This is a genomic window from Nocardia carnea NBRC 14403, assembly GCF_000308515.1.
Lineage (GTDB): Bacteria > Actinomycetota > Actinomycetes > Mycobacteriales > Mycobacteriaceae > Nocardia > Nocardia carnea.
Genome location: NZ_BAFV01000020.1, coordinates 146,032 through 168,873 on the forward strand (window position 1 = coordinate 146,032; position 22,842 = coordinate 168,873).

Annotated in this window: 23 protein-coding genes; 16 read left to right on the forward strand and 7 right to left on the reverse strand. The window is 68.1% G+C overall.

Features of this window, described 5'->3' with window-relative positions:
• Window positions 1-22: 22 nt before the first annotated feature.
• Entirely contained in the window at window positions 23-2,578 is a 2,556-nt protein-coding gene (locus ON22_RS07125) for a cytochrome P450 (RefSeq protein WP_033244717.1), read from the reverse strand.
• A gap of 26 nt (window positions 2,579-2,604) precedes the next feature.
• Between ON22_RS07125 and ON22_RS07130 the strand changes: the two genes are divergently transcribed.
• The 3 genes from ON22_RS07130 to ON22_RS07140 all read left to right on the forward strand — a co-directional run bounded on the left by ON22_RS07130 (window position 2,605) and on the right by ON22_RS07140 (window position 6,907).
• Window positions 2,605-3,885: a glycosyltransferase gene (locus ON22_RS07130; protein ID WP_033244718.1), complete on the forward strand. Its 1,281-nt coding sequence runs from the start codon at window positions 2,605-2,607 to the stop codon at window positions 3,883-3,885.
• A gap of 47 nt (window positions 3,886-3,932) precedes the next feature.
• A complete protein-coding gene (locus ON22_RS07135) occupies window positions 3,933-4,655 on the forward strand; it encodes an ABC transporter permease (RefSeq protein WP_051157247.1) in 723 nt (240 codons plus the stop codon).
• Between the two features lie 122 nt (window positions 4,656-4,777).
• Window positions 4,778-6,907, forward strand: a complete 2,130-nt coding sequence (locus ON22_RS07140) for a RecQ family ATP-dependent DNA helicase (RefSeq protein ID WP_033244720.1) — start codon at window positions 4,778-4,780, stop codon at window positions 6,905-6,907.
• Window positions 6,908-7,132: 225 nt separating this feature from the next.
• Here ON22_RS07140 and ligD read toward each other — a convergent pair whose 3' ends face one another.
• Window positions 7,133-8,092, reverse strand: coding sequence for a non-homologous end-joining DNA ligase (gene ligD, locus ON22_RS07145; protein WP_033244721.1), 960 nt, complete (start codon window positions 8,090-8,092; stop codon window positions 7,133-7,135).
• A 123-nt stretch (window positions 8,093-8,215) separates the two neighbouring features.
• Between ligD and ON22_RS07150 the strand changes: the two genes are divergently transcribed.
• Both ON22_RS07150 and ON22_RS07155 read left to right on the forward strand, forming a co-directional pair.
• The gene (locus ON22_RS07150; protein WP_033245268.1) at window positions 8,216-8,464 is read left to right on the forward strand and encodes a type II toxin-antitoxin system VapB family antitoxin; all 249 of its coding nucleotides are present in this window, start codon (window positions 8,216-8,218) and stop codon (window positions 8,462-8,464) included.
• Window positions 8,461-8,868, forward strand: coding sequence for a PIN domain-containing protein (locus tag ON22_RS07155; RefSeq protein WP_043739903.1), 408 nt, complete (start codon window positions 8,461-8,463; stop codon window positions 8,866-8,868). Before ON22_RS07150 ends, ON22_RS07155 begins: the two co-directional genes overlap by 4 nt.
• Here ON22_RS07155 and ON22_RS07160 read toward each other — a convergent pair.
• The gene (locus ON22_RS07160; RefSeq protein WP_081595388.1) at window positions 8,813-9,745 is read right to left on the reverse strand and encodes a helix-turn-helix transcriptional regulator; all 933 of its coding nucleotides are present in this window, start codon (window positions 9,743-9,745) and stop codon (window positions 8,813-8,815) included. The two genes, ON22_RS07155 and ON22_RS07160, sit on opposite strands and share 56 nt — an antisense overlap.
• Window positions 9,746-9,846: 101 nt before the next feature.
• Between ON22_RS07160 and ON22_RS07165 the strand changes: the two genes are divergently transcribed.
• Complete coding sequence (locus tag ON22_RS07165; RefSeq protein ID WP_033244723.1) at window positions 9,847-10,602, forward strand: SDR family oxidoreductase; 756 nt, start codon at window positions 9,847-9,849, stop codon at window positions 10,600-10,602.
• Between the two features lie 43 nt (window positions 10,603-10,645).
• On the opposite strand, the gene ON22_RS07170 is transcribed toward ON22_RS07165, so the two are convergent.
• A complete protein-coding gene (locus ON22_RS07170; protein ID WP_063820547.1) occupies window positions 10,646-11,203 on the reverse strand; it encodes a DoxX family protein in 558 nt (185 codons plus the stop codon).
• Window positions 11,204-11,451: 248 nt separating this feature from the next.
• Here ON22_RS07170 and ON22_RS07175 point away from each other — a divergent pair, with 248 nt between their 5' ends.
• Window positions 11,452-11,940, forward strand: a complete 489-nt coding sequence (locus ON22_RS07175) for a hypothetical protein (RefSeq protein WP_051157248.1) — start codon at window positions 11,452-11,454, stop codon at window positions 11,938-11,940.
• Window positions 11,941-12,173: 233 nt separating this feature from the next.
• Here the strand turns inward: ON22_RS07175 and ON22_RS07180 are convergent, their stop codons facing one another.
• The 3 genes from ON22_RS07180 to ON22_RS07190 form a co-directional block, all read right to left on the reverse strand.
• The gene (locus ON22_RS07180) at window positions 12,174-13,391 is read right to left on the reverse strand and encodes an RtcB family protein (protein WP_033245272.1); all 1,218 of its coding nucleotides are present in this window, start codon (window positions 13,389-13,391) and stop codon (window positions 12,174-12,176) included.
• A 115-nt stretch (window positions 13,392-13,506) separates the two neighbouring features.
• On the reverse strand, window positions 13,507-13,920 hold the full coding sequence (locus ON22_RS07185) for a hypothetical protein (RefSeq protein WP_051157249.1): 414 nt from the start codon (window positions 13,918-13,920) through the stop codon (window positions 13,507-13,509).
• Window positions 13,921-13,980: 60 nt separating this feature from the next.
• Complete coding sequence (locus tag ON22_RS07190) at window positions 13,981-14,844, reverse strand: ribokinase (RefSeq protein WP_033244725.1); 864 nt, start codon at window positions 14,842-14,844, stop codon at window positions 13,981-13,983.
• Between the two features lie 64 nt (window positions 14,845-14,908).
• On the opposite strand from ON22_RS07190, the gene ON22_RS07195 reads away from it, so the two are divergent.
• The 9 genes from ON22_RS07195 to ON22_RS07230 all read left to right on the forward strand — a co-directional run bounded on the left by ON22_RS07195 (window position 14,909) and on the right by ON22_RS07230 (window position 22,326).
• Window positions 14,909-16,174, forward strand: coding sequence for a glutamate-5-semialdehyde dehydrogenase (locus tag ON22_RS07195; RefSeq protein ID WP_033244726.1), 1,266 nt, complete (start codon window positions 14,909-14,911; stop codon window positions 16,172-16,174).
• Between the two features lie 120 nt (window positions 16,175-16,294).
• Window positions 16,295-17,188, forward strand: coding sequence for an AAA family ATPase (locus tag ON22_RS07200; protein WP_051157250.1), 894 nt, complete (start codon window positions 16,295-16,297; stop codon window positions 17,186-17,188).
• A 2-nt stretch (window positions 17,189-17,190) separates the two neighbouring features.
• Entirely contained in the window at window positions 17,191-18,597 is a 1,407-nt protein-coding gene (locus ON22_RS07205; RefSeq protein ID WP_033244727.1) for a vWA domain-containing protein, read from the forward strand.
• A 39-nt stretch (window positions 18,598-18,636) separates the two neighbouring features.
• Window positions 18,637-19,314 carry a nicotinate-nucleotide adenylyltransferase gene (gene nadD, locus ON22_RS07210; protein ID WP_051157251.1) on the forward strand — a complete coding sequence of 226 codons (678 nt, stop codon included), beginning with the start codon at window positions 18,637-18,639 and terminating at the stop codon, window positions 19,312-19,314.
• A complete protein-coding gene (gene rsfS, locus ON22_RS07215; protein WP_081595389.1) occupies window positions 19,311-19,790 on the forward strand; it encodes a ribosome silencing factor in 480 nt (159 codons plus the stop codon). The genes nadD and rsfS overlap by 4 nt, the downstream gene beginning before the upstream one ends.
• Window positions 19,787-20,446, forward strand: coding sequence for a histidine phosphatase family protein (locus ON22_RS07220; protein WP_033244728.1), 660 nt, complete (start codon window positions 19,787-19,789; stop codon window positions 20,444-20,446). The genes rsfS and ON22_RS07220 overlap by 4 nt, the downstream gene beginning before the upstream one ends.
• Window positions 20,436-20,603: a hypothetical protein gene (locus ON22_RS36580; RefSeq protein ID WP_156052312.1), complete on the forward strand. Its 168-nt coding sequence runs from the start codon at window positions 20,436-20,438 to the stop codon at window positions 20,601-20,603. Before ON22_RS07220 ends, ON22_RS36580 begins: the two co-directional genes overlap by 11 nt.
• 184 nt (window positions 20,604-20,787) lie before the next feature.
• Window positions 20,788-21,480 (forward strand): diglucosylglycerate octanoyltransferase, encoded by a 693-nt coding sequence (octT, locus tag ON22_RS07225; protein ID WP_033245276.1) that lies wholly within the window; start codon window positions 20,788-20,790, stop codon window positions 21,478-21,480.
• A gap of 3 nt (window positions 21,481-21,483) precedes the next feature.
• The gene (locus tag ON22_RS07230) at window positions 21,484-22,326 is read left to right on the forward strand and encodes a DegV family protein (RefSeq protein ID WP_033244729.1); all 843 of its coding nucleotides are present in this window, start codon (window positions 21,484-21,486) and stop codon (window positions 22,324-22,326) included.
• The last annotated feature ends 516 nt before the right edge of the window (window positions 22,327-22,842 follow it).

Consider the following 22,842-nt stretch of genomic DNA (forward strand, 5'->3'; position numbering starts at 1 on the left):
CCTGCGAGAACACCCGCGTACCTCAGTGTCGCGGGCGCAGGATGACCGGTAGCCGGGACGGCGCGGGGACGAAATCGCCACTGGACGGGCGAACCCGGCGGGCCGGACGCAGGGCCGGCGCCCGGTGCGTGAACAGGGCGGCCGTGGCCGAGGTGATGGTCATAACCGCGAAGTTGTTGCCCGGACAGTGCCGGGAGCCGACGCCGAACGGCAGAACAGCTTTCTTGTCCACCTGTTCCATGCGGGCCGGCGACCAGCGATCGGGGTCGAAGGTGCCCGGGTCGGGGTAGTAGTGCGGATCGTGGTGGACCAGGTAGGGGCTGTAGATCACCGTGGCATTCCCGGGCAGCGTCAGGCCGTCGAAAGTGACCGGACCGGAAGCATTTTGGATACTGACCCACGGGCCCCAGAACCGGAGCGTTTCCTGGATCACCTGCCGGAGGTAGGGCAGCTGGTGGAGGTGGCCGGGCCGGAGCGGGCCGGCGTCGACGACCGTGCCGAGCTCCGCGTGGACCGCGGCGGTGATCTGCGGGTCGCGCAGGATTTCGTACCAGACCCAGGCCAGGATCGACGCGGTGGAGCCGACGCCCGCAGCGAGCATGAGGATCAGTTCGTCGATGATCTCGTCGTCGGACAGAATCGCACCGGTTTCCGGGTCGCGGTGGCGGACCAGGGCGGACAGGACATCGTGGAAATCGTGGTCGGCCGCCCGATACGCCGCGACCACGGCACCGATCTCGGCGCGCAGCGCGGCCGCCTTGGTGGCGAAGCGACGGTTCGCCACCGGACGGAGCCGGCGGACCGCCGGTGGGAGGGCCGCCCGCTGGACCACCTGCCCCAGCAGCCACGGAATGTTCTCGCGCACCTGCTGCTCGGCGGCCGCGCCGAAATCGGCGGTGAACAAGGTGGCGGAGAGGGTGCCCAGCACCAGGCCGTGCGCCTCCTCCATCAAATCCACCGGGCGGCCCACCGGTAGCGCCTCCGCCCAGGCGGTGGCCAGGTCCGTGGCCACCGTCGCGTAGTCGTGCAGCCGCCGCCGGCGCAGCGCGGGCGCGATCATCCGGCGCCGCAGATCGTGCGGGGCGCCGGTGAGCACATTGGAGGCGCCGCGGATCACCTCGTGCACGGCCTCGCGTAGATCGTCGCGATGGAATTCCCCCGCGGTACCGAAACCGACCTGGCGGATCAGCTCGGGGGTGGTGAGGACATACGCGGGCCGCGGACCGAGATAGATCCGGACCACCGGCCCCGATGCGGCCAGCGACCGCACGAAACCCAGGCTGTCGCCGAGGGCGCGCACACTGTGGCCGAGCAGCGGCAACCGGCCGGGTGCCGTCGGGATCTCGGCGAGGGAGCGCGGCATCCGGCGCCGGGGATTGCCGGCGATCAGGTCGGCGTAGATTTCGGTTATCCGGGCGGTGAGGTCGGATTGACGCGCCGAAACACCGCCGGCGGCAAGCTGTTGCCGCATCTGCCGGAGCCGGTCCGGGTTGTCCACCAGGTCTCGTAGCGCCGCGGCGAGTACGTCCGGCTCCGCGCCCGCGGTGCACACGCCGCCGCCCGCCGGGACGGATTCGCTCAGATCCGGGTCGCAGTACATCACCGGCAGCCCGACCGCGACGGCTTCGAGCAGGGCCATTCCCTGGGTGTCGAACCCCAGCGAGGGAAACAGCAGCAGATCATGGGTACGCATGGCGCGCAGGCATTCCGGATGCGGCCGCGCACCGTGGAACCGCACGCGGCCGGTCGCGTTCCGGGCCGCGACCAGTTCGCGGGCGGAGGCCAGCTGATCGCCGTCGCCGTAGACATCCAGATGACAGCCCGGAACCGCGAGTACGGCCTCGATCGCCGGCAGCGGGCGCTTCTCGGCGGATAACCGCGCGCACCAGAGGACGCGCAGGGGTCCCCCGGAATCCTGCTCCGTCGGCCCGGCGATCGTGAGGAGGTCGTCGTCGATGCCGTTGGACACCACATGCAGTGGACCGGTGTACCCGTGTGACCGCAGCCGCCGGGCGAAATGCGCCGACGGGACGATCACCGCATCCGCCGCCCGTGCCTGGCCGGTCATGGTGTGCCACGCATGCCGCGCGGCCCGGGATTCCGGATTACGTGGCATCCGACCCTGGTTCGGAATGAACCTGCCGTGCAGTGCGCGCAGCGCCAGCGCCGTCGCGTACGGCGCGGGGGAGGTGTGCTCGATGAACGCGTCGTCGCGGCTGTGCAAACTCTGTACCAGTGGAACACCGTGCCGCCGTGCGGCTTTCACTCCGGCGACCGAGACGCCGTAGGTGGTGTGCGTATGGACCAGATCGATCGGGCCACGGGCGGTGAACACCGAATCGATCAACCGGTTGTTCGCCGCCGTCGGCAACACCATCGGATAACCGTTCACCGATATCCCCGGCACGCCCGAAAGAGCCACCAGGCCGGCGTCCGGTTCGGTAGATTCCGGACCGGGAGCGGTGAATACGGTCACCCGGTGCCCGCAGCGCTGCAAACCCCGCCGCTGGGCGGCGACCGAAGTCTGGATACCACCGACGGTTCCGGGGTGGAAATCGGTGAACAGCGCGATATGCATATCCCCACGGTAGTTAGGGAGTTCGGATGAAAGTCGCAATTGCGTTGACCGGAACCCGGGGTGATGTGCAGCCCGGTATCGCGCTCGGCCTGGAATTGCGGTCCCGCGGGCACGATGTGGTCGTCGGCGCGCCACCGAATCTGGTGGATTTCACCGCCGCCACCGGGCTCCCGGCGCAGACCTGCGGGCCGGATGTCCAGCAGCTGTATTCCTCGGAGGAAGGGCAGAAAGCGCTGGCAGCGGGTAGCAGTTTCCGGCTGATGCAGCTGGTCGGCAACCAGATGGCCGAGTACGCAGACCGGATGAACAACGAAGTCGTCGCGGTGTGCGCAGGTGCGGACGTGATCGTTTCGACACTGCTCACCGAGGACCGGGTCGCCTCGGTATCGGAGGCATCGGGTACGCCCATGGTGACGATGCACGGATTCCCGGGCCGCAAAACCGGCGCCTACCCGTTCCCCGGCGCCTTGCCGCCGCACTGGCGGCCGCCGGCCGCGCTCAACCGGACCACCTGGACGGTGGCGGAGAACCTGCGGCGGGTGGTGTTCATGCGCTACCTCAACCGGTTGCGCCGCGATCTGGGATTACCGAAGACCACCCAGAGCCCGGCGGCGATGCTGGCCGCCCGCAACGTCGCAGAGGTGCAGATCTACGACCCCGCGCTCGTCCCCGGCCTCACCGAGGACTGGGGTACCCGCCGCCCGCTCGTCGGCTTCCTGGCCCTGCCCCGGCAAGCCCGGGAAGCCCTGGGAGAACTCGCGGACGATCACCGCGACCTGCTCGCCTGGATCGCCGACGGGGAACCGCCGGTCTACTACGGATTCGGCAGTATGCCCATCCGCGACACCCATCAGGTACTCGCCATGGTCGAGGAGACCAGCCGGCGTCTCGGCCGCCGGGCCCTGGTGAGTGCAGGCTGGAGCGATCTCGACACCGCGAACGCCGAAACGGGCCCGCAGATCCGGGTCGCCGGCCCGGTCGCACACGATCTGGTCTTCCCGCAGTGCGCCGCGGCGGTACACCACGGTGGCATCGGCACGACTTTCGAGAGTTTGCGCGCCGGCCTGCCGACCCTGGTGTGCTCGGTCTCCTTCGACCAGCCGATGTGGGGCGGCCAGGTGGAACGCCTCGGCGTCGGTGCGCATCTGCCGTTCGCGAAACTCGGATCCGAACGCCTCACCGACGCGGTGCGCACTCTGCTGGACCCGTCCATGGCCCGCCGGACGGCGCTACTGGCCGAATCGCTGCGGTCACGCTCGGACGCAACCACCCGCACCGCCGATATCGTCGAGGCCGCCGCCGGGTGAGAAGCGGCGCACGCTCGCTGCACGGAGCCCTTTCCGATTCCGCCGTGATGTTCCGGCGTGCCCTGCGCCGCACCGTACGCGGCCGGGACACGCTGCTGATCTCGCTGCTGTTGCCGATCCTGCTGATGCTGTTGTTCGTGTACGTGTTCGGCGGCGCCATCGACGTGGGTATGCGCTATATCGACTATGTGGTACCCGGAATCATGCTGCTGTGCACCGGTTTCGGTGCATCCATCACCGCGACCGGAGTCGCCACCGATATCCGCACCGGCGCGGTGGACCGGTTCCGTACCCTGCCCATCCATCGGCAGGCATTGCTCACCGGGCATGCGCTGGAGGGGGTGGTCCGCAATCTCGCGGTCATCGGCGTGCTCGTCGGGGTGGCGGTGGTACTGGGCTTCCGGCCACAGGCCGGGGTGGGCGCCTGGCCGGCCGCACTCGGAATCATCGGGCTGTTCGTGCTCGCGGTCACCTGGATCGCGGTGGCGCTGGGGTTGCTGGCCCGGGTACCCGAGGCCGCCGGCGGGTTCACCTACGCCATCATGTTCATCCCCTACATCAGCAGCGCATTCGTGCGCACCGAAACCATGCCGTCCTGGCTGCGCGGTTTCGCCGACCACCAGCCCGCGACGCCGGTACTCGGCGCGATCCGCGGGCTGCTCACCGGTACACCCCAGCACGCCGCGGGCACCGCTGTCCTGTGGTGTACCGGATTGACGGTTGCGGCATACGCGGCGTCGGCGGTGCTGTTCCGCCGACGGTGCCGGTAGCGTCGCTTATCGCTTCCTTTCGCTCCCGCTCGCAGTCTCGTCCGCGGGTCACCAGGGCGTATGGTCCGGGCGGACGGGGCAGGCCCGGGGCGCTGTCGGTGGGTTCGGGCAGTATGGGGCCTATGACGACCGCACCGGGCAGCACAGTGGGCGAGGCCGGCGAAGTCGCCGGTGAACTACGGCAGCATGCGGAGGCGCTGCTGCGTGAGCTGGCAGGGCCGGCCGCGCGGTTGCGCGACGACCAGTGGGTCGCGATCGAAGCGCTGGTGGTGGACAAACGCCGGGCCCTGGTGGTGCAGCGCACCGGCTGGGGTAAATCGGCGGTGTACTTCATCGCCGCCAAGCTGCTGCGCGCGCAGGGGCGCGGGCCGACGGTGATCGTATCGCCGCTGCTGGCGCTCATGCGTAACCAGGTCGCGGCCGCCCGGCGCGCCGGGGTGGTGGCGGCCACCATCAACTCCGGAAATGTCACCGAATGGGACGAGATCCACCAGCAGGTCGCCTCCGGGGCGGTGGATGTACTGCTGGTCAGCCCCGAACGGCTCAACAATCCCGATTTCCGCGATCAGGTCCTGCCCCGGCTGGCCGCCGACGCCGGGCTGGTGGTCATCGACGAAGCGCACTGTGTCTCCGACTGGGGCCATGATTTCCGGCCCGATTACCGGCGTATCCGCACCCTGATCGCCGATCTCGGCACCGATGTGCCGGTACTGGCCACCACCGCCACCGCGAACGATCGCGTGGTGACCGATGTCGCCGGTCAGATCGGCACCGACACCCTGGTCCTGCGCGGCAGCCTGGACCGCGAATCGCTGCATCTGTCGGTGGTCCGGTTCGACGACGCGGTGGAACGCACCACCTGGCTCAGCGGCCACCTCGACGAGCTGCCCGGTTCCGGCATCATCTACGCCCTCACCGTCGCCGGCGCGCAGGATCTGGCCGATGTGCTGAACTCCCACGGTCACCGGGTCGCCGCCTATACGGGCCAGACCGATCCGGCCGAACGCGAAGCGCTCGAGACCGCGCTGCTGGACAACGAGGTCAAGGCCCTCATTGCGACCTCCGCGCTGGGTATGGGTTTCGACAAACCCGATCTCGGTTTCGTGGTCCATGTGGGGGCGCCCTCGTCGCCGATCTCGTATTACCAGCAGGTCGGCCGTGCGGGTCGTGCGACCGAACGGGCCGAGGTGGTGCTGCTGCCCGGTCCCGAGGACACCCGTATCTGGAGCTATTTCGCCTCGGTCGCGTTCCCGCGCGAACATGTGGTCCGTTCGGTACTCGAAGCGCTCGACCACGAACGCGCGCAATCCACGGCCGCCCTCGAACCTCTGGTCGAGTTGAACCGGTCACGCCTGGACATGGTGCTGAAGGTGCTGGATGTCGACGGCGCGGTACGCCGGGTCCGCGGCGGCTGGCTGGCGACCGGGCAGCCCTGGACCTACGACGCCGACCGCTACGAACGCCTGGACGCCGCCCGCACCGCCGAACAGCAGGCCATGCTCGACTATCAGCAGACCACCGATTGCCGGATGGAATTCCTGCGCCGCCAGCTCGACGACCCGGCCCTCATCGGCGCCGCCCCCGGTACCGGCGGCTGCGGCCGCTGCGACAACTGCACCGGAAACCACTACGACACCACCGTCGACACCGACGCGGTCGCCGCGACCCGGGCCCGGCTGGACCGGCCCGGATTCGATCTCGCGCCGCGCAAACAGTGGCCCACCGGTATGGCCAAACTCGGTATCTCGCTGTCCGGAAAGATTGCCGAAGGCGCGGAAACCGGCCGGGTCCTGGGCCGTCTCAACTCCCTGGGCTGGGGTCGGCGGTTACGTCCCGTCCTCGACGGACCCGACGGGCCGGTTCCCGACGAAGTGGTGCAGGCGTGTATTCCCGTGCTGCGGGAATGGGATTGGTCCGTCCGGCCCACCGCGGTACTCGCTCTGGAATCACCGGACCACCCCGTACTGACCACTTCGCTGGCCGAACGCCTCGCCGAAATCGGCCGCCTCCGCAATCTGGGAACCCTGCACCTGCGTCCCGATCACCCGCCGGTATCAGCGGTCAACTCCGCGCATCGGGTCGCCGCCCTGTACGACTCCTGGGAAGTTCCCGACCTGTCCACCGCGGAAGGGCCGATCCTGCTGGTCGACACACTTACCGACTCCGGCTGGACCTTCACCGTCGCCGCCTGGACTCTGCGCCGCGCCGGTGTCCCCGCGGTGCTGCCGTTTGCTCTGGCCACCCCTACTTGACAGGTACGCCGAGGGCCGGCCACGTCGCAGGAGTCGCGGGGGACCCGGTACGCTCGTCTCCCCGCGCGCCTCGGGCCGTCGGCCGCCGCGGCGTGGTGCGGTACTCGCCGCTGCTGGGACCGAGGCAGCGGCGTTGGTAGCGCGGCGGCCTCTGGCTCGGCACATCCCTGCCGCTATCGGTATGCAAGGCGGATCAGCTCACCCTTGTGGCTACGTCGGTGACGCTCAGGAATCTGCGGGGTCCTCGTCGAGATCGACCTCGTCGCGGTCGGCCCAGTCGATCAGCTGGGTGAGATCGAAGACCGCGTCGTCGATCCCGGCGTGCAGGTCGCCCAGCTCGCGGTAGCGGCCGGGGACGGTGGCGACGGTGAAATCGCGGGGCGCGATATCCGGTATCTCGTCCCAGGTCACCGGGGTGGATACGGTGGCGGCCGGGACGCCGCGTACCGAATAGGCGGCGGCGATGGTGTGGTCGCGAGCGTTCTGGTTGTAGTCGATGAACAGCAGTTCGGGATCGCGGTCGCGGCGCCACCAAGTGGTGGTCACATCGTCGGGTGCGCGGCGCTCCACCTCCTTCGCGAAGGCCAGCGCTGCCCGGCGCACCTGCTGGAACCCGTGCTCGGGAGCGATCCGGACATACACGTGCAAACCGGAGCCCCCGGACGTTTTCGGCCAGCCCACCGCGCCGATCTCGTCCAGCACCTCCTGCACCACCCCGGCCACCCGCTGCACCCGCGACCAGGGGCAATCCGGCATGGGATCCAGATCGATCCGCCATTCGTCGGGGCATTCGGTATCGGCCCGGCGGGAGTTCCAAGGGTGGAATTCCACCGTCGACATCTGCACCGCCCACACCACATCGGCCAGTTCCCGCACACAGAGTTCGTCGGCGTGCCGGTTGTAGCGGGGGAAGAACACCCGCACCGTGGGCACCCACTCCGGCGCACCGGCCGGTAGCCGCTTCTGGTGCACCTTGTCGCCCGCGAGGCCTTTCGGGAATCGGTGCAGCATGCACGGCCGGTCGCGCAGTGCGTTGACGATCCCGTCGCCCACGCTCAGGTAGTACTGCACCAGATCAAGCTTGGTGATGCCGCTATCGGGGAAATACACCCGATCGGGGTTGGTGATCCGTACCGTGCGATCTCCGACTTCGAGCTCCACTGCCGCCCCGGCACTGCCACCCATGGTGCGAACAATACGCCGGATCCCAGCGCCTGCCGATCGGCGCGCACGCCGTCGTCAGAAGACAAAATCAGGCATACATGGAATGTGTATGCTTGACATACAACACCAACATTGGAGGTTGCGTTGACCGTTACACAGATAGATCTGGACGATGACGCCCTGAGGGAGGCCATGCGGCTGATGGGGACTACGACGAAGAAGGAGACCGTCAACGCAGCCCTGATCGAGTACGTCAAGCAGCTGAAACGCTTGGAAGCGTTCGACACGTTGCTTGCGATGGGCGAACAGGGAGATTTCGATCGGGCCGCCGAAGCGCATGCGGCGATGCGAGGTGCGCGCAAACAGGCATGGGCGGCGGAGTCTGCTGAGTGATCGGCTATCTCCTCGACACCAGTGCCCTTTGGCACCTTTTCCGCAATACGGGGACAGCAGAGCAGTGGCGGGAACCAGTACGTGTGGGGGCGTTCCGGATCTGTGAACCGACTCGTGCGGAATTCCTGTTCTCGGCAAAGGGACCGGCGCATCGTGATGCGCTGACCGACGCTGTGGACGAGCTGTGCGTACCGACTGCGGTGCCAAAGGGGGTGTGGCGGTGGGTGGACGCCGCTCAGTACAAGCTGACACAGCAGGGGCAACATCGGTCGGCGGGTGTCGTCGACCTGGTGGTGTGCGCCACAGCGGTCCACCATGGTTTGACCGTGCTGCACACCGACAACGACTTCACCACGGTGTCTCGTGTGCTTCCCGAGTTGCGCGAGTACGACGTGCGCCGGTGACAAAATGGTCACCTTCGGCCCGGTTATCGAGTCGATGTGAGGGGCTGTCGGAAGAGTTCTTCGTTATCAGGCTGCCGAGCAGGGCGAGTGAACGTTCCGAGAGTGACCCGGGTTCGGCGTGATAGGCGATGAGCAACTGCCCGGGCGCCCCGCTCACCGCGAAACTCTCGTAGGCCAGTGTCAGCTCCCCGACCATCTCGTTGTGGAACTGTTTGACCCCGGAAGTTTTCGCCCGGACCTCATGGCGTGCCCACAACCGGCGGAACTCGTCGCTTTTGAGTGAGAGTTCGCCGACTAGTTCGGTGAGGCGGGGATCGTCGAGGTCGGTGCCCGCGGTCGCCCGCAGGCTCGCCACCGTATCCGCGGCGATCTGGGTCCAGTTCGGGAACACGTCGCGGGCGCGGGGGTCCAGGAAAACCATCCGTACCTGGTTGACGCCCGGGACCGAGCAGGCGTTCACCGCGGCCGCCAGCGAGTTCGCGGCCAGAACGTCCAGGTGCCGGCCCAACACCACCGCTGGAGTGTGGGACCACGCGTCCATCAACCGCAGCAGGCCGGGAGTCACTCGTTCCGGGCGCCGTGGCGTACGCGGCCGTGCCGCGGTGGGCCGGGCCAGTTCCCGCAGGTGGGCGGTTCCTTCGTCGTCCAGCGAGAACACCCGGGCCAGTGCCGTGACGACCTGCTCGGACGGATGTTTATCGCGACCCTGTTCGAGCCGCACGTAATAGTCGGCGCTCACGCCGGCGAGCATCGCGAGCTCTTCGCGCCGCAACCCCGCGACCCGGCGCCGGCCACCGCCGGGCAGCCCGAATTCCTCCGGCCGGACCAGTTCGCGGCGGGCCCGCAGGAACGCACCCAAACGGTTGTCCGAATTCATGTTTTCAGGGTATGCGCAGGGCGGCCGGGCCGGGTGGCCCTGCGACTACCAGGAAATCCGCGACCTGGTAGCGGCCGGCACGCGGGGCGAATGTTGTGCACATGACGAACAACGAGAATCTGAACGGCCGGGTCGCGGTAGTGACGGGAGCATCCAGTGGAATCGGCGCCGCCACTGCGCGGCGGTTGGCCGCAGACGGGGCCGAGGTCGCGTTGCTGGGCCGGCGCAAGGAACGTATCGAGGAACTGGCGGCCGAGATCGGCGGTGCCGCCGTGGCAGTGGTCGCCGATGTGGCGGACCGGGATTCGGTGCGCGATGCGGCCGCCACGATCCGGGCTGCGCTCGGGCCGGTGGATCTGGTGGTGGCGAACGCAGGTGTCATGCTCGGCGCGCCGTTCGAATCCGCGGAAGTCGGGGAGTGGGAGCAGATGGTCGGCACCAACGTGACCGGGTTGCTGTACACGGCGCGGGTATTCATCGACGATCTGCTCGCGGCGGCGGGCGACGGCCGGCGGGCCGATCTGGTGCTGGTGGGGTCGATCGGCGGGCATGCGATCTTTCCCGAATATGCCGTCTACTGCGCCACCAAGGCCGCGGTCGCGCATCTCACCCGGAATATGCGGGCTGAGTACGGGCCACGGGGTGTGCGGGTGAAGAGTGTCGAGCCCGGTTTCGTGGGTACCGAACTCGGTGCCGGGATGAGCTGGGAGGCGCAGCGCGAGCAGTTGGACGAATGGCGCTCGTCGATGACGATTCTGGAGCCGGGGGATATCGCCGAGGCGATCGCCTTCGCGACCTCGGTTCCGGCGCGGCTCAATATCGCCGAATTGGTTCTCGTACCGACTCCGCAGGGCTGATCCTCGGTGCGGTGCAGGACTTCTCCCGCACCGCACCGGCGGTTCAGTGGCCTCCTCGCGGCGCGGCAGGGGTGGTGGTGCCCGGGTCGGCGACCGTGGGCGGCTCGGGTTGGCTGCGACTGTCCCGGAGCACGGGCAGCGCCTGCGCAATCCAAAGTGCGGCGGCGAAGTACACGATCTGCTCGGGGATCCGGAACCACAGCGGTGTGGCCGGTTCGCCGTTGAGCGGGATGTCCTCGACTGCCGCGTAGATATTCGCCGGGACCATCGCGACCAGTAGGAAGGCGAGTCCGAGCCCGGCCCAGCGGCGAGTACCGGCGAACAGCAGGCCGACGGCACCGGCCAACTCCAGGACACCCGTCGCATACACGGCGAATTCCGGGAACGGTATGGCGCTGGGGACCATCGCCACGAGATCGCTGTGGCTGGGCATGACGGTGACCGAATCGGGCACGAAATGCGCCAGCCCGGTCATGGTGAACAGGAAAGCCAGGCTGTGCGCGGCGGCGACCCGCCAGGTGGCGAATCGGCGTACGCCGGCCAGGCCGAGCAGGCGGAGAACGAGGGTGGGGACGACGAACATCATGAGTGTGCCGAACATGGGGATTCCTCGGAAAGGAGATTCGGGCGGACCCGAATAGTTGTTGTTATCGAATGATAAATAAGAGTATGCATCGACTGATAACTAGTCAACAGGGGCGCGTTCCGGGGTTCCGCCGCCGCCGAGTGGCCGGATCGTTACCGCGCGGTGAGCGATGGCCCCGCCGGGGTGCCGAGTTGTCGGAGCGAGGTCCGCGGCAGCGACAATGGCACCGCGATCAAATGCCGACCGTCCCGGAGGAGTGCTGGATGACCGAACTCGTCGAGCGGGACCGTGCTGATCGGAGAGATGCGGACGCGAACGGTCGCTTCCCGGCGAGACCTCTGCGTGCAGTAGCAGCGACTCTGGGCGCGCTGATACTCACGCCGGTGGCGATCGGTACAGCGGCGAACGGCGCCGTCCTCACCGGGCGATGGTGGGACGTCACCGATCGCTGGCTGGCCCCGGTCCAGTCCGTGCTCGGCGCGGTCCTGCTACTGGCCGTCGCGGCGCTCGCCGTCGCCGTGCCGGTGGCGGCTATGGCCGCGGGGCTGGTGTGGGGAATCCTGCCCGGGGTGGTCCAGATCGTGATACCCGAGAACACCTATCGGTTGATCTCAGCGGTGCCCGGTGTGCCCACCGACCTCGACCGTGCGCTGCACAGCTGGTTGTCGGGCGGGGTCGTGCTGTTGATCGGAGCGCTGCTTTTCGGTGCCGGACTCACCGCTGTGCTGCTGCGCCGCAGACTCGCAGGATAATTATCGCTCCGACCGCTCGCTCCGACCGCTCGCTCCGACCGCTCGCTCCGACCGCTCGCGGCGGCGGCTCCGAGGGCAGCTGCGTACGGCTCTCCCGTGGGTGTCGAGTCGGGTCCATACGCCGCAGGCGGAGTAACCGGCTGCGCACCGCTGTAGGGCTACGCCGCGTTCCCGGCCGACCGTCACGACCGACCGGGAACGCGGCGGACCGCTGAGTCCGGTCCGCCGCATGCTCAGCCCTTCACGCAGAGCACCTGACGCAGGGTCGCCACCACATCGACGAGATCGTGCTGCGCCTCGATCACGTCGTCGATGTTCTTGTAGGCGGCCGGGATCTCGTCCAGGACACCTGCGTCCTTACGCGACTCCACGCCCTCGGTCTGGGCAACCAGATCCGCGACGCTGAACTGCCGCTTGGCGGCATTGCGGCTCATCCGCCGGCCTGCGCCGTGCGACGCGGACTGGAACGAATCCGGGTTCCCCTTACCGCGCACCACGTACGAACGCGTTCCCATCGAGCCAGGGATCAGGGCCATATCGCCTGCGCCCGCTCGGACCGCGCCCTTGCGGGTCACGAGCATCGGGACACCGTCGATCTTCTCCTCCGCCACATAGTTGTGGTGGCACGAGATAGGTGTATCGAACCGGACCTCGCGGGTGGGGAACTGCTTGCGCACCGCCTCGGACACCAGCGCCAGCATGACCGCGCGGTTGCGGGCCGCGTACTCCTGCGCCCAGGTCAGATCGTGCCGGTAGGCCGCCATCTCGGAGGTGTTCGCAAGGAACACCGCCAGGTCGCGGTCGACCAGGTTCTGGTTATGCGGCAGCTTGCGCGCCACAGCCATATGCCGCTCGGCGATCTCCTTGCCGATATTGCGGCTGCCGGAGTGCAGCAGGATCCACACCTGGTCGTCCTGATCGAGGCAGATCTCTATGAAATGGTTGCCCCCGCCCAGCGACCCCAACTGCTTGTGCGCCTTGGATTCCCGAGGTGCTACGGCCTCGTCGAGATCGTTGAACGCCGACCAGAACCGGTCCCAGCCGGTACGCAGGGTCGAGGTGGCGACCCCGGACGGTCCGGGTGCCAGCTTGTTCACCTGCACGGGATTCTTGTGGGCATTGAAGCCCACCGGTACTGCCGCCTCGATCGCCGAGCGCAGCGCGCGCAGGTCGTCGGGCAGATCGGCCGCGGTCAGATCGGTGCGCACACTCTCCATCCCGCAGCCGATATCGACCCCGACCGCCGCCGGCGCGACCGCGTCGCGCATGGCGATCACCGAACCGACCGTGGCACCCTTCCCGAGGTGCACATCCGGCATGACGCGGACCCCGTGCACCCATTCCAGCCGGGCGATATTGCGCAGCTGTTGCAGCGCCGCCGCATCGATCTCGCTCTCGTGGGCCCACATCAACGTCCGTGCCCGGGTACCGGACAGCTCGACGGGAAACATTTTTCGATCCTTCCGTTCGGCGGACCGGTGTCCGCCTCCGTATTTCACGGTAGGCCGAGGACGGGAGCGGGGCATCCGAATTTCGGGCTGCGCCGACGGGCATACCGGTAGAGGATCACGTATCGGTCAGGGGCCTGTTCGCAAGATGGCTTGCGTACTCGTCGGCTCCGTCGATCTCCGCCGCTACTTGTTGCGCGGCAGTGTGCTCCCCGCGCTGACGCAACAACCGCAGAAGGTAGTACAGGGCTGTCTTGTCGCCTTGCTGAGCCCGCTGCCGGAGGTGGCCGTCGCGGTGGTTCTCGAACAGGAATCTGTCGAGGTGGCGTCGAGCGTGGACGTCGGTTTCACCCAACGTGGCCAGCTCGTCCAGACGTCCGGCTCGAGCGAGCAGATCCATATGCCACAGATGCGCGCTGTGCCGGGTGTGGTCGGGGCTGTAGCACTCGGCATAAGCGCTGACTGCGGAAATCGCCACATCCCAGTCGCCGCGGGCCTCCGCCGAGCTCGCCGTTTCGTTCCACGTTTCCACCGTTTCAGTATTGCGAACCGTCTCCCGCCGCTCGGATCGAATCCTCGGGACGGCCGGATCTCACCGGTCGAGCATCGCCTCGATATCGGGGCGCCACGGGATCGCCGCGCTCGCACCGAGTGTGGTGGTGGCCAGTGACCCCGCGGTGCAGGCGAAGCGCAATGCGGCGGCCGGGCCCTGCGCCCAGCGCACCGCGAGTGCGCCGGTGAACGTGTCACCCGCGCCGGTCGTGTCGACGACCTGGACCGCAGGTCCCGCGGCGGTGGTTTCCGCGCCGTCGGGGCCGCGATGCCGGGCGCCGTGCGCGCCGAGCGTGACCACCACATGCGGCACCCGGTCGAGCAGGCTGCCCAAGTGCTCGGCCTCGCCCGTGTTCACCACGGCGACGTCCACGTGCTCCCACAGGTCATCGGAAAGACGCTGTACCGGCGACGGGTTGAGGATCACGGTGGTGTCGTGTGCACGCGCATGACACGCGGCCGCTGTCACGGTTTCCAGCGGTATCTCGAGCTGGCAGACCAGGATGTCGGCGGCGGCGATGGCCGTGCGATCCGCGGTGGTCAAGCCCGTCATCGCGGTATTGGCGCCGCCGATCACGATGATGCTGTTCTCGCCGGAATCGTCGACCACGATCGTCGCGATACCGCTCGGCCCGTCGATCACCCGCAGCCCGGTGGTGTCCACGCCGGATTCGGTGAGTACGGCGCGCAGCCGCGGGGCGAAGACATCGGTGCCGATCGCGCCCAGAAACATCGTCTGTCCACCGGCCCGGCTCGCCGCGATCGCCTGGTTGGCGCCTTTACCGCCCGGCACCATCGTGAAACCGCGTCCGAGCACCGTCTCGCCGGGCGCGGGGCGGGCCGCGGTAGTGGTCACCAGGTCCATGTTGATACTGCCGAGCACGGCGATCAGTGGCGTGGTCACAGGGAGAACGTAACGCGTGAACACCGGTGAAATCCGGTTTTCCCGGTGCGTAGGCTATATACCTATGACGGCAGAGACCACCGCTGAGTTCGATATGCGCGAGGCCGTGCACGGGGCTGCACGCCGGGCCCGGGTCGCGTCCCGGGTGCTCGCCCAGCTCACCACGGCCCGGAAGAACGAAGCGCTGCACGCCGCCGCGAATGCGCTGCTGGCCGCGGCGGATACGGTGCTGGAAGCCAACGGCGAGGATCTGGTGGCCGCCAAGGCGGCCGGGACCGAGGATTCGCTGCTGGACCGGCTGCGACTCACCAAGGACCGGGTCGACGGGATCGCCGCCGGCCTGCGCCAGGTGGCGGCCCTGCCGGATCCGGTGGGTGTGGTGGAACGTGGTTCGACGCTGCCCAACGGGCTCGAGATCCGGCAGGTCCGGGTGCCGCTCGGGGTGGTCGGCATGGTGTACGAGGCCCGGCCGAATGTCACCGTGGACGCCTTCGGGCTGGCGTTGAAATCGGGTAACGCAGCGCTGCTGCGCGGGTCGTCGTCGGCGGCTCGGTCGAACGCCGCGCTGGTCGAGGTGCTGCGGTCCGCGCTCACCGAGGCGGGCCTCCCGGCCGACGCCGTCCAGCTGCTGCCCAGCGAGGACCGCTCCAGCGTGACCCACCTGATCCAGGCCCGCGGCCTGGTGGATGTGGTGATTCCGCGCGGCGGCGCCGGCCTCATCAACGCCGTCGTGCGTGACGCCCAGGTCCCGACCATCGAAACCGGTACCGGCAACTGCCACGTCTACGTCCATTCCGGCGCCGACCTCGATATGGCCGAGGAAATCCTGATCAACGCCAAAACTCGCCGGCCCAGCGTATGCAATGCCGCCGAAACCGTGCTGATCGACGCCGCCATCGCCGAAACCGCCCTGCCGCGGCTGGGCAAGGCCCTGGCCGACAAGGGCGTCACCTTGCACGGCGATCTCGACGGTATGACTCCGGCCACGGACAAGGATTGGGCCGAGGAATACCTGACCCTCGATATCGCGGTGAAAGTCGTCGACGATCTCGACGCCGCTGTCGACCACATCAACACCTGGGGCACCGGCCACACCGAAGCCATCGTCACCGGCGAACTCGCGGCGGCCGACGAGTTCACCCGCCGGGTGGACGCGGCGGCGGTCATGGTCAATGCGTCCACCGCCTTCACCGACGGTGAGCAGTTCGGCTTCGGCGCCGAAATCGGTATCTCCACCCAGAAACTGCACGCCCGCGGGCCGATGGGATTGCCGGAACTCACGTCCTCGAAGTGGATTGTGCGCGGATCCGGCCAGATCCGTCCCGTATAGAACCGTGCCCCGTCACCCGGCTCCGCGCGGTGAGCTGGGTCTCTTGGCTCCGGGGGACGAGGTCTGCCGGCCGCGTGCCCGGTAGCGTGGGATGGGCACAGTTCGACGGAAGGACGCCCCATGGAGCCCGCGAGTTCCCCCATCCCGCCGGTTCAGGAGCCGATCTTCGCGTCGGTCGACGATGTGCAGGTTCGCCTCGCCGAAACCGGTTATCTGGCCGATAAAGCGACCGCGACCTCGGTTTTCCTGGCCGATCGTCTCGGTAAGCCGCTGCTCGTCGAGGGGCCGGCGGGTGTCGGCAAAACCGAGCTGTCGCGGGCGGTGGCGCAGACTTCGGGCGCGGAACTGGTGCGGTTGCAGTGCTACGAGGGTGTGGACGAGGCGCGGGCGCTCTACGAGTGGAATCACGCCAAGCAGATCCTGCGTATCCAGGCCTCCGGCGAGAACGATTGGGCCGAGACGAAGGCGGATGTGTTCACCGAGGAATTCCTGCTGTCGCGGCCGCTGCTCACCGCGATCCGGCGTTCCGACCCGACGGTGCTGCTCATCGACGAAACCGATAAAGCCGATGTGGAGATCGAGGGGCTGCTGCTCGAGGTGCTCAGCGATTTCGCGGTCACCGTCCCGGAGCTGGGCACCATCACCGCCGACCGCAAACCGTTCGTGGTGCTGACTTCCAATGCCACCCGCGAGCTGTCCGAGGCGCTGAAACGGCGCTGCCTGTACCTGCACCTGGATTTCCCGGACGAAGACCTGGAACGGCGCATCCTGGCCAGCCGGGTGCCGGAACTCCCGCAGGCCGTGGCGGCGCAGCTGGTGCGGATCGTGCATGTGCTGCGCGGGATGCAGTTGAAGAAACTGCCGTCGGTCGCCGAAACGATCGACTGGGCGCGCACACTGCTCGCGCTGGGGCATACCGACCTCGACGATACGACGGTGCGCGAAACCCTCGGGGTCGTGCTGAAGCACCGCAGCGACCACCAGCGCGCGCTGGCCGAGCTGAAACCGGTCTGATCATGGCGGTCACCGAGGACCGGCCACTTGCCCCGCACGGCCTGCCGGGGCATCTGGTGGGGTTCGTGGAGGCGCTGCGGGCGCGCGGGATCCCGGTGGGTCCCTCGGAAACGGTGGACGCGGGCCGTGTGCTGTCCGTCCTCGATCTCATGGACCGGGAAGCTGTGCGAGAGGGCCTGGCCTGTGCCCTGCTGCGGCGCACCACTCACCGCGCCACCTACGACGGCCTGTTCGACCTGTGGTTCCCCGTCGCGATCGGTGAGCGCGATGCGGCCGCGGAGATCGAACTGCCGTACCGCGACGACGGCCGCCTCGACGTACCGGCACTGCGACAGATGCTGGCCGAAATGCTCGCCGACGAGAACTCCGGCGGCGCGCAGGCGCTGATGGCCGCGCAGCTGGTGGAGCAACTCGGGCAGTACCAGTCGGCGCGCGGTGCGTCGTTCTCGTCGTATCAGGCGCTCAAGGAGATCCAGCCGCAGACCTTGCTGGCGCAGATCCTGGCCGGGATGACCACACCGGATATGAGCGATTTCGATACCGAGATCGCCCGCCGGACGGCGCGCGGCCGGATCGACAACTTCCGCCGGACGGTGGAGGCCGAGACGCGGCGGCGGGTGGCCGAACGGATCGGCCGGGAGCGGGTCGCTTCGTACGGGGTCGCCCGGCAGGCCGAGGACGTGGATTTCCTGCGTGCCTCGCAGAACGAGCTGGCCGAGCTGAAACGTAGTACGCAGCGACTCGCGCGGATCCTCGCCTCCCGGCTGGCGGCCCGCCGGCGGCATGCCCGGCGCGGCGAGATCGATCTGCGGAAAACGCTGCGCAAATCCATGTCGACGGGTGGGGTCCCGATCGACCTGGTGAACCGCAAACCGCGGCCCGGCCGCCCGGAGCTGGTGCTGCTGTGCGATGTGTCCGGTTCCGTCGCCGGGTTCAGCAATTTCACGTTGCTGCTGGTGAGTGCCCTGCGTGAACAGTTCTCGAAGGTGCGTATCTTCGCTTTCGTCGACAACACCGACGAGGTGACCCGGTTCTTCGATCCCCAGATCCGGCTCGACGAGGCCATGCAGCGGATCTTCGCCGAGGCCGATATCGTCGGCTTCAACGGCCACTCCGACTACGGCAGCGCCCTGACCAGCTTCGCCGACGGCTTCGCCGACGCGGTCACCAGCCGTAGCTCGCTGCTGATCCTCGGTGACGCCCGCACCAACTACCGCGACCCGGAACTGTCCACCCTGTCCGAGCTGGTCGATATCGCCAAGCACGCCCACTGGCTCAACCCGGAACCGCGCCAGAACTGGGGGTCGGGTGATTCGGCCGCCGACCGCTACCAGCAGGTGATCGAAATGCACGAATGCCGGTCTGCGTCCCAGCTCACGGCCGTGGTCTCGCGGCTGCTGCCGGTCTGACCGGAACCCGCCGCGAACCCCCCGTTAAGCTCGACACTCATGCGCGGAACAGGCCAGGGCGGACCCAAGCTGGGGGTGATGGGTGGCACCTTCGATCCCATCCACCATGGGCACCTGGTCGCGGCCAGCGAGGTCGCGCACCGGTTCGATCTCGACGAGGTCGTCTTCGTCCCGACCGGCCAGCCGTGGCAGAAATCGGGTCGGCGGGTCAGCCCGGCCGAGGACCGCTACCTGATGACGGTGATCGCCACCGCCTCCAACCCGCGGTTCTCGGTGAGCCGGGCCGATGTCGATCGCAGCAAGATGACCTATACGGTCGACACCCTGCGCGACCTGCACGCCCAGCATCCGGGCGCCGAGCTCTACTTCATCACCGGGGCGGACGCGCTGGCCAGCATCCTCACCTGGCAGGATTGGGCGGAACTGTTCGAGCTGGCGAAATTCGTGGGCGTCAGCCGGCCGGGGTACGAGCTGAACATCGATCATCTGGCCGACCATCTGCGCGGCATGCCCGACGACGCGGTCACGATGATCGAGGTCCCCGCGCTGGCCATCTCGTCGAGTGAATGCCGCCGGCGCGCGGCCGAAGGCCGGCCCGTGTGGTACCTGGTGCCGGACGGGGTCGTCCAATACATATCGAAACGGCACCTCTATGTGCCGGCGCAAGCGGAAGGTAATGGAAGCGTGAACCGAGGACCAGGGGGAACCACACCATGACTGCGACAGCCGAGGCAGTGCAGATGGCGACCGTCGCCGCGTTGGCCGCGGACGAGAAACTGGCCGCCGATGTGGTGGTACTCGACGTCTCCGAGCAGTTGGTGATCACCGACTGCTTCGTGATCGCTTCGGCGCCGAACGAGCGCCAGGTGAACGCCATCGTCGATAATGTCGAAGAGAAACTGCGCGCGGCCGGGCACAAACCGGTTCGCCGGGAGGGGACCCGCGAGGGCCGCTGGGCGCTGCTGGACTATATCGATGTTGTGGTGCATATCCAGCACAACGACGAACGTAATTTCTATGCGCTGGAACGGCTGTGGAAGGACTGCCCCGTCGTTCCGGTCGAGGGGATCGGCACGAACGAGTCGGGCCCGGAGGCGGTAGCGGAGCGGGACCACGCAGGGTCCTCGGTCGTGCCGAGTGAACACAGCGTGCCCGAGGCCGCCGATGAGGAAAGTGCTGGAGAGACCGAGTGACACAGAAAACCGGTGCGCGCACCCTGATCCTGTTGCGGCACGGGCAAACCGAATGGAACGCCAACGACCGGATGCAGGGTCAGATCGATACCGATCTCACCGATCTGGGCCGGCGGCAGGCCAAGGAGGCCGCACGGGAACTCGTGTCCCATAAGGCGATAGCCCTGGTCTCGTCCGACCTGAAACGGGCCTACGAGACCGCGCAGGCACTGTCGGAGCACTCCGGCCTGGAAGTGGTCCGGGAGCCGCGGCTACGCGAAACCCATCTCGGTGACTGGCAGGGGATGGGCGATGTGGAGGTCGATTCGCTCTATCCGGGCGCGCGCCTGGAATGGCGGATGGACGCCACCTACACCCCGCCGGGCGGCGAATCGAAGCTCGAGGTCGGCGCCCGGGCACTACCGGTGGTACAGGAATTGTTCACCGAGCGGCGGGATTGGCCGTGCGCCACTATGATTCTCGTGGCGCACGGCGGGCTGATCGCCGCGCTCACGGCCGCATTGCTCGACCTGCCGCCTCAGAACTGGCCGGCCCTCGGTGGGCTCGCCAATGCCAGCTGGGTGCAGCTCAGCAGCCACGGTCCGAGCATCGAGAAGCCCGGCTGGCGTCTCGATGTGTGGAACGCAGCGGCGAAAGTAGCACCCGATGTCATCTGAAGACCTGAACCGGCAGATTCCGGACGAACTGTTCCAGCGGGTTTCCGCGAAACCGGAACGCGCGCTACCCGATGCGCTGTTCGGTCCGGCGACCGAGCCGCAACAGGACGAGAACGCCGAGAGTGTCGACGGCGACGATATGCGTAAGGCAGTCTGATCATCAGGAGGGTTGCGCAGTGACAGCGAGGTCGGAGGATACGAGCCGGCCGGAATCGGCCGGGCCGGTACAGGGTTCGGCCGATCCGCAGCCCACACCGGGAACGGACCGTACCGACGGCGCTGCCACCGCTCTCCCGCTCGAAGAATCCGCGGCCGCGGATCCGGCGGTCCGGCGGCCGGTCCTGCTGGTGATCGCCGATTCGCTGTCCTATTTCGGGCCCAAAGGTGGTCTGCCCGCCGACCATCCCCGGATCTGGCCGAATCTGGTGGCGTCCGAACTCGACTGGGATGTCGAACTGGTCGCCCGTATCGGCTGGACCTGCCGCGACGCTTATTGGGCGTTGATCGGCGACCCCCGGGTCTGGGCGGCCGTACCGCATGCCGGTGCGGTGGTTTTCGCGGTGGGCGGTATGGATTCGCTGCCCTCGCCGCTGCCCACCGCGCTCCGCGAACTGATCCGCTATGTCCGGCCCGCCGGGCTCCGCCGGGTTGTGCGTTCGGTTTACCAGTGGGTTCAGCCCAGGGCCTCGAAGCTGGGCAGCCGGGTCGCCCTGCCGCCGGAGATCAGCGTGGACTACCTGGAGCAGTGCCGGACGGCGCTGGCCCAGCTGCGGCCCGAGCTGCCGATGGTGGCGGTACTGCCGTCGGTGCACGACTGCGACGCCTACGGGCGGGTGCACCGTGGCCGGGAGCCGGCAGTGCGGGCACTCGAGAGCTGGTCGGCACGTACCGGTGTGCCGCTGGTCGATCTGAAGGCCGCCGTGCACGACAACATCTTCTCCGGCGACGCCAACCCCGACGGTATCCACTGGGGCTGGGACGGGCATTCCGAGGTCGCCACATCGATGGTGAAAACTCTGCGCGAGGTGGGGTGAGCCGTGGCGGTCGTGATCGTCACCGATTCGTCCGCCGGCCTGCCCGCGGACCTCATCGGCGAGCTGGGCATCGAGATCGTGCCCCTGCATGTCCTGGTCGGGGACACAACGCACCGCGAAGGTGTCGACGATCTCGATATCGACTACACCGCGGATTCGGTCAGCACCTCCGCACCATCTCCCGGTGAGCTCCGCGACGCCTACACCGCGGCACTGGCGCGCAGCGGCGGCGACGGCGTGGTCGCGGTGCATCTGTCCCGGCAGCTGTCCGCCACCTGGGAATCCGGGCGCCAGGCGGTCCGGGATATGGGTGCCGAAGAGTCCGTGCGACTGGTGGATTCGCTCGGCGCCGGCCTGGCGACAGGGTTACCGGCACTGGCCGCCGCCCGCTCGGCCGCCGCGGGCGCCCCGCTGGACGTGGTGCACCGGACCGCTGCCACGTCGGCAGAGAAATCGCACACCTTCATCCTGGTGAACCGCACCGAACAGCTCCGCCGCGGTGGACGGCTCAGTACCGCGGCGGGATTCTTCGCCAGTGAACTGGTGAGCAAACCTATCCTGCAGTTGGTGCAGGGCAGGCTGGAGTTGCGGGAGAAGGTGCGCACCCGGTCGAAGGCGGTCGGGAAGCTGGTGGCGGCCGCCGCGGCGGCCGCCGGGTCCGGGGAAGCCGTTGTGGGGGTACAGCATCTGGATGCGGCCGATGCGGCGGAAACGGTGATCGCTCAGCTGCGTGAACGCCTTCCACAGGTCCGGGAAATCCTGACGGCGGAATTCGGGCCCGCGCTCGGGGTGCACCTCGGGGTGGGAGCGGTCGGCGTACTGGTACTACCCGGCGGCTGGGGCTGAGTTCACAGCACGTTGTGCCGGGCGGCCGCGGGCGACCGTTCAGTGGGGCAACCGTAGACAGAACCTCCTCACCTGTCAGACCTCCGCCGAAGCCGAGTTCGTAATATGCCGAAATCGGGCGGCCCGGGACCGGTCCGCGATGCGCACCATCCGGCCCACTCCGAGACCGCAGCACTGGCCCGGAGGCGGTAGCGAAGCGTGACCACGCAGGGCTCTCGCCCATGCGCGGCCGACGCATAAGGGTCAGCACGTCCCGGCCGTGGCAATGACCTCCCGGTGTCGGTGGCGGTTTCTGTGCTCACTCCGATGGCCGTGAGTTTCTGCAGGTGTGCGGGAGTGCTGTAGCCGGCAAGGGGCGGTCTTTGCCGGGGCCGGTCGAACTCGCGGTACTTGGAGCCGTGGTGAGGGCCGGTCCGGGTCCGGCCTGCTCCCGGCCGGTCGGAGAGCGGGGGTTATCCACAGGGCAGGGTTGTCCACAGGTTGGCCGAAGTGCCTGGTCGGCCCGGAGATCGGGCA

Coding starts and splice junctions, on each gene's coding strand:
- ON22_RS07175 (WP_051157248.1), top strand. CDS start 11,452: ATGACCGAACTCGTCGAGCGGGACCGTGCTGATCGGAGAGATGCGGAC.
- ON22_RS07195 (WP_033244726.1), top strand. CDS start 14,909: ATGACGGCAGAGACCACCGCTGAGTTCGATATGCGCGAGGCCGTGCAC.
- rsfS (WP_081595389.1), top strand. CDS start 19,311: ATGACTGCGACAGCCGAGGCAGTGCAGATGGCGACCGTCGCCGCGTTG.
- ON22_RS07135 (WP_051157247.1), top strand. CDS start 3,933: ATGTTCCGGCGTGCCCTGCGCCGCACCGTACGCGGCCGGGACACGCTG.
- ON22_RS36580 (WP_156052312.1), top strand. CDS start 20,436: ATGTCATCTGAAGACCTGAACCGGCAGATTCCGGACGAACTGTTCCAG.
- ON22_RS07205 (WP_033244727.1), top strand. CDS start 17,191: ATGGCGGTCACCGAGGACCGGCCACTTGCCCCGCACGGCCTGCCGGGG.
- ON22_RS07130 (WP_033244718.1), top strand. CDS start 2,605: ATGAAAGTCGCAATTGCGTTGACCGGAACCCGGGGTGATGTGCAGCCC.
- ON22_RS07170 (WP_063820547.1), bottom strand. CDS start 11,203: ATGTTCGGCACACTCATGATGTTCGTCGTCCCCACCCTCGTTCTCCGC.
- nadD (WP_051157251.1), top strand. CDS start 18,637: ATGCGCGGAACAGGCCAGGGCGGACCCAAGCTGGGGGTGATGGGTGGC.
- ON22_RS07160 (WP_081595388.1), bottom strand. CDS start 9,745: ATGAATTCGGACAACCGTTTGGGTGCGTTCCTGCGGGCCCGCCGCGAA.
- ON22_RS07165 (WP_033244723.1), top strand. CDS start 9,847: ATGACGAACAACGAGAATCTGAACGGCCGGGTCGCGGTAGTGACGGGA.
- ON22_RS07125 (WP_033244717.1), bottom strand. CDS start 2,578: ATGCATATCGCGCTGTTCACCGATTTCCACCCCGGAACCGTCGGTGGT.
- ON22_RS07140 (WP_033244720.1), top strand. CDS start 4,778: ATGACGACCGCACCGGGCAGCACAGTGGGCGAGGCCGGCGAAGTCGCC.
- ON22_RS07180 (WP_033245272.1), bottom strand. CDS start 13,391: ATGTTTCCCGTCGAGCTGTCCGGTACCCGGGCACGGACGTTGATGTGG.
- ligD (WP_033244721.1), bottom strand. CDS start 8,092: ATGGGTGGCAGTGCCGGGGCGGCAGTGGAGCTCGAAGTCGGAGATCGC.
- ON22_RS07200 (WP_051157250.1), top strand. CDS start 16,295: ATGGAGCCCGCGAGTTCCCCCATCCCGCCGGTTCAGGAGCCGATCTTC.